General features: G+C 64.8%; 2 protein-coding genes and 2 pseudogenes. 2 read left to right on the top strand and 2 right to left on the bottom strand.

Annotated elements, in window-relative coordinates; translation table 11 throughout:
- Positions 1-1,645 precede the first annotated feature (1,645 nt).
- Positions 1,646-2,190: pseudogene (locus ACFTWF_RS44855) on the top strand (Tn3 family transposase); the annotation flags it as partial.
- 95 nt (positions 2,191-2,285) lie between these two features.
- Here ACFTWF_RS44855 and ACFTWF_RS44850 read toward each other — a convergent pair.
- Positions 2,286-2,867, bottom strand: coding sequence for a dihydrofolate reductase family protein (locus tag ACFTWF_RS44850; protein ID WP_378467504.1), 582 nt, complete (start codon positions 2,865-2,867; stop codon positions 2,286-2,288).
- Between the two features lie 636 nt (positions 2,868-3,503).
- Here ACFTWF_RS44850 and ACFTWF_RS44845 point away from each other — a divergent pair.
- Positions 3,504-3,840, top strand: a pseudogene (locus tag ACFTWF_RS44845) (hypothetical protein); the annotation flags it as partial.
- 15 nt (positions 3,841-3,855) lie between these two features.
- Here the strand turns inward: ACFTWF_RS44845 and ACFTWF_RS44840 are convergent.
- Complete coding sequence (locus ACFTWF_RS44840) at positions 3,856-4,524, bottom strand: hypothetical protein (RefSeq protein ID WP_378467503.1); 669 nt, start codon at positions 4,522-4,524, stop codon at positions 3,856-3,858.
- Positions 4,525-5,637: the final 1,113 nt, after the last annotated feature.

Here is a 5,637-nt window from a genome sequence, read left to right as displayed (position 1 = left end):
CCAAATCACTAGCAAAAAAACTCAAACTAGCATTTCAAAAAACACTGACCCCCCACCGACGGAAGAAGGAGAAGAGCCAGCAATACCCACACCACCACTCACGACCAAACCCCAAGGGCCAGCCGATCATCCGTGATGCGGAGTACCAAAACAATTGGCACTGACATTCATCGACACACTGTTGAGTTCTCAAAGAACACGCACACACCATCGCTTCCGGCTCACTCGCCGTTCGCTCCGGGGCAACTTTTCCAGCTTATCTCATTGGGCTGACCGGCGCAAACCGGTACCCGCTGAAGACATTCCGGGGTTGAAGCACAACCATACATGATGGTGAACTTCGGATTGGCCAGGCACTTCGTACAACCTCGTTGCAATCACCAGGTGGTGAATGTCGGTGTCCGTGTCGCTCTGACTCGGAATAAGTTACGCGAACCGACCGCAGTTTTCCAAATCGCCTGGTCGCGAGCATTTGGCACCGAGCATTCGTGGATCTGCGAGTCCTGCCGACGCTCGTCGTCGGATCAGAAGGGTGCACGCTGAGCCGGTTTCGTAGGTCCGTGAACGCGCAGGGTGAGGCAGTACGCCGAACGGCACTCTCTTTCCGTCGAGGGACACGAGATGCCGTCAGCCCCACTCTCGACGGCGCGGACGGCGGGGGTGCGGGTGTCGAACGGGGCGTGAGGCGCGGCGCTCCATAGGAGAACAGCCTGCACCGTCCACGCTCACGATCGGGGAAGAGAAGATGCCCGCCGGGTCGACGGTCGTGAGTACGCGGAGAACGCGCGGCTCGAGGAAGTAACTGTTCAGGCCGTGCTCTGGTGCGAGCGCAGAAATCCAATCCAAATCGACACTGTCACCGCCCTTCCACTCCGCTCTCGGGCATCCCGGGCCCGAGAGCGGATCAGGGGGTTCAGGGAGGTACCCCACGACGCTCCAGGGTCGGGTGGGCAGGATCGGCAGGATCTGGCGACCCACGTCTCCCACTGCCCGCCGGCCTGGCGGATCGCGTATGCCGACACAACACAGATGACGGCGCTGATGTTCGCCGACCCGGCTACGCGATGCCCCGGGCCGGTCGAGGTGTCCGCGTACCACCGGAGCACGGCGACACGGTCGTCGCCTTGCAGTATCCCGGCGGCGCCACCAGGCTTCGCCCGGGGAGTTGTGAAGAGCCGTAAACTGTTGCACCGCAATAGATCTGATGAGATGGCCGTCAACGCATGCTCGCATCACCGGGAGTCTCCGCCTCGTGGATGGGCGTTGCCCCGGTGCCGGCTGACGAGGGAGTGCAGGTCGTCAAGCCTGTGGAGGGGATCCGCCTCAGGGCACTCCCAGTCGACGCGTCGAATCTCGATCCGTCCCGCCGTGACGATGCGCTCCTCGCCAGCCTGTGGTTCGAACACCCCTGGTGAAGGAGCCGAACGAGGGCGATGCGATCGGGAAGATCCCGACACCGAAGCCCGCTCCCTGCCCGCCTGAGTAGCAGGTCGAGGTGGCAAGAGTTCGGTCGATTGGCGCACGAATTCACCGACGAGCGCCGTACTGGTGGATGGGTTGCTGGTGGTGGATCCGGTGATCGGGATGACGCGGTTGCGGCGGTAGGGCAAGGGGCCGGTGGAAGCGTCGCCCGCGGCGGTGAAGGTTGAGATCGCGAAGCTGGATTTCTGCGTGGGATGGACGCGCAGACCGTGGATGTGTCGGTGTTGCCGGCGGAGCGGCTCAGGGTTCTGGCCAGCGTGAGCCGCCGGTTGACCACACAGGCGTTGACCCGGCCGGAGCCAGAGCGGCGGTATCCGATTTCGGTTTGTTCGGTCTGCTGGGGTTGCAGCTCCCGCCCCGGATCCGGGATCTGGGCAAGTTCACCCTGTATCGGGCCGGCTCGAAATCCGAGGCGGCGTCGGCGTTCCCGCTGGCCGAGCCACTGCTGACCCGGCTCGCCAATCTCGACCTGGTCGCCGCCCACTGGGACGATTTGCTGCGCTTGGCGGGGTCGTCGAAGTTCCGGCACGCCACTGCCTCGCTGCTGGTCGGTAAACTCAAGGCGTCCAGTCGCCAGAACGCGTTGGCCACGGCGCTCGAGGAGTACGGGCGCTGCGGGGAACGATCTACGCTGCCCGCTACCTGTCCGCCCCGGCTTATCGGCGCAACATCTCCCGGCAGCTCAACAAGGGCGAGTCGCTGCGCGCTTAGAAGCGGGACCTCATGTAAGCGCACGAGGGCATGGTGCGCGCCCCGGATCGGGTGCCCGACCAGGGACAGCTTCGCGTACCCGCTCAGATCGGTCAACGACGCACCCGATAGCGCAGGTGAAGCACCCGGTTGCCCTGAATCACCACGTCAGGATCCTCCAACAGGTTCTGCGCGTGGACCGACCCGAAGTAGCGCTTGCCGGACCCGAACACGACGGGTACGACGTCCATGCGCACCTCGTCGATCAGGCCCGCGGCAAGCACCTGGCCACCGACGTCGCCGGCGGCGACCTCGACCATGCGGTCACCCGCAAGCTCCTGCGCCTTGGCCACGGCTGCCTCGACGCCGTCGACGAAGTGAAACGGCGCCTCGGGGTCCCAGCCCTCGGGCTCCGGCCGGTGGGTCACGACGACCACGTGGTCGATCCCGCCCGGAGGATTCCCGTCCCAGCCGTCCGTCATGTCGAAGACGTGGCGGCCGACGAGTGTCGCTCCGATCTGGTCCCAGTACGGCCGGATGTAGTCGTAGGACGTCTGCGACACCTTTAACTCGCCGCTCTCGTCCAACGGGACGTCACCGCTGGACAACCAGTCGAACAGCGGTCCGGGCTGGTCATTTTCGTCCGCGACGAAGCCGTCCACCGACACCGAGCTGTACATGACCACCTTGCCCACGGGGCTCTCCTTTGCTTTGGGTGTCCCCAAAGTAGCGTGTTGTGAGCTGTCGATCTTGTAAGAAATCAATGAGTCGGCAGCGGCCAGTCGTCCAGCGCGTGGCCTGGATGTTCGCGCAGGAGCCGCCCGCTGGACTTCGACGTACCGGATCGGCGTGAGCTCGGTGAACGCCCGGAACTCGTGGTCGAAGTACCCTGCGCCACCAGCGAGGTCGCCCCAGTCGATCGGTCCGGCGGGTTGATCGCGAACACGTGGCAGCGAAGCGGTGGGTGCGGGCCAGCCGCTTCGGCGTGTCGCCGATGAGCTCCTTGAACCGCTGTGCCAAATGAGTGCTGCTGACACCGGCTGCCACGCTCAGGTCGCCGATCGCCACCGCCCTGCTGGTCGCCGCAACGACGCTGCTCGTATGGCGGACCAGCCCCACGCCGGCGATCTCGCACAGCCGTCGCATTAGCTTCCTCCTCTAGCAGCGTCAGCATCTCGTGCAGTCCGTCCGCAGTGGCCGGCCGGTCTCGCAGCTCAGCCGCGGGCATCGGCAGGTACGGCGCCAGCCCCCCACAGCTTGAAGTGCACGCCGACGGACCGAGTCCGGGGTGGGTAGCCGAACTCCAACGCGCGGGTGGGCATGGTGGTCAGGGGGATATTGCCCAGTGCGATTTCTGGTTCCCGCCGTCCACCCTGCCGGCCGCTTCGCAGGCTGGTGGCACCTAATTGACGCATTCGGTGCGTACCGCGGGTGCTGGGTTGGGACGGCGAAGGCGCGGTCGGGCGGTCGCGCCACCCCGCAAGTCCGAATTGACACAGGATGCCAGAGCATCCGCGGCACACTCTTCAACTGGCAACTCACGGCGTGCTTGGCGGTGGGGAGCACAGCCGCAAACGGGTGGGCTGTGTACCAGCGAACCGGATGGACCCAGATCGACGCGCGATGCTGACGCTGCCTCCTGTGCAACCCCTGACTTGCACAGATTTAGTGTGCCAACGCTGACTACGAGTGCGGGATGTCCAGTGCGGTGAGGATGTGGGCTGCGTCGGCGGTGAGTGGGTGGGCCGGCGCGCCCGATCGAGATCCCCCGGTCTCGCCTTGGAGGTAGCGGGCTACGGCGAGGGCGGTGAACACGACGGTGAGGTGGGCTTCGATCGCGGCTCGGATGTGGTGGAACATCGGCCGCGCCCGTAGATCAGTTTCGACATGCGGAACGACTTCTCGACGTGCCAGAGGTCGTGATAGTTGCCGATGACCTCGCCCGGTGTCATCAGGGTGGCGGAGAGGTTTGGTGACGTAGCCCTTCAATCCGACCAGCGACCGGGCCCGATCGAGGGATGCGCTGTCGAAGGTGCGGCCGCCGGCGGTGGTCTTGACGAACCTCGTCGATTTCGGTGCCTTCGCCCCGTCGACTACCTCGCGGGCCCGGGCTTCTTGGGCGTTCAGAGTTTGGTTGCCGCGGACTGCGCGGCGTTTCGAGTACTGCCACACCGCCCGCCACGACTTCGGATGTCCGGTTGCGTCCCAGACGGATTCGGTGCGGTGACGGACATTGTTGACGGTGCTCTTCGCATGCCTCGGGGTGACGGTGTCGATGATCTGACCGTCGGTGAAAACATCACCCTTCCAATGAAAATGGTTCGCCAGATCAAGCGGGCGCCTTGGTAACACGGGAGCCAACGATGAACTTCAGGCCGGCGTCGTCGAGGTCCTCGAGGTTGCCGGCCGACAGCATGCCGGCGTCCGCGGCGACGACCAATCTCGACACCGGCGATGTCGTGCCGTGTCTGGAACTGCCGGATCATAGGCACGATCGTGGGTGGGTTTCGGCCTTGTTGCCCCTCGAAACAACCGATCTCGAGGGGGAATCCGGTCCGGTCGACCAGCAGTCCGACCACGATCTGCGGATTGACGCGACGCTCCTTCGAGCAGCCGACCTTGCGGAGGTCGTCTTCCTTCTCCGCCTCGAAATATCGGGTCGTCACGTCGTAGCGAATCAGCGACAGGCCCCCCGGTCGTCGCGGCATGCTCGAAGCATTTCGCGGCGACACGATCCTGGTAATCGCCCGTAGCGCAACGCTTGAGTGAGTTGGCGTAGGTGTTGCGGTGGGCCGGGGTCAGGCCGATCTCGCCGACGACTCGGACGGTGTCGCTCATCGAGGTCGGCTCCACGAGTCGACTGAGGACCAACTGGAAGAACGCGTCGTCGTCAATCGCATCGAACCCCCACCTGCGCCATCCGGTCTCGATCACCTCGATCAGCCAGCGGGATCGTTTCGCCGCGATGACCGACCCGCCCGCTCACCACCGCCGAGGCCGAGGTCGAGTTCCTGCTGGCCGGCCTGCAATTTCTCCCGAGCCGTCTGCAGCAGGACCGTCAACTCGCCGTCCGTGTGGTGGCGGAGCCGAGGTGCTCGACGACTCTGTCGCGGCGGCCCTGCTTGACCGCGATCTGCACCGCCGTCGCCCCGGATGCAGTCCGAACTTTGCGAATGTACGCCGCCACCTGCCAGATCCTACCGACCCGTTAGTGTGCCGAATCTCGAACCAGCAAGCTCTCTACCAGCGCAGACGCCACGTCGACCGTGGAAATCCCCTCCGACCTGTGCAAGTCAGGTCCGATGTGTGTGGGCCGATCGCACAGTCATCGAGCGAACCGGCCCAGCGGTGCGGCTGCCGCTGCCGACAGCGGTGAAACCTGTTGTGGTGCAGATGTGTTGATGCCCGGGAATGCCGAAAGCCCCCCAACGGTGTTGGGGGGCTTTCGGTAACGGATGTTCGGCG

It is taken from the genome of Rhodococcus sp. NPDC056960, assembly GCF_042674125.1.
Lineage (GTDB): Bacteria > Actinomycetota > Actinomycetes > Mycobacteriales > Mycobacteriaceae > Rhodococcus_F.
Note: the sequence above shows the minus strand (reverse complement) of the source record. Positions and strands in the feature narration are given on the sequence as shown.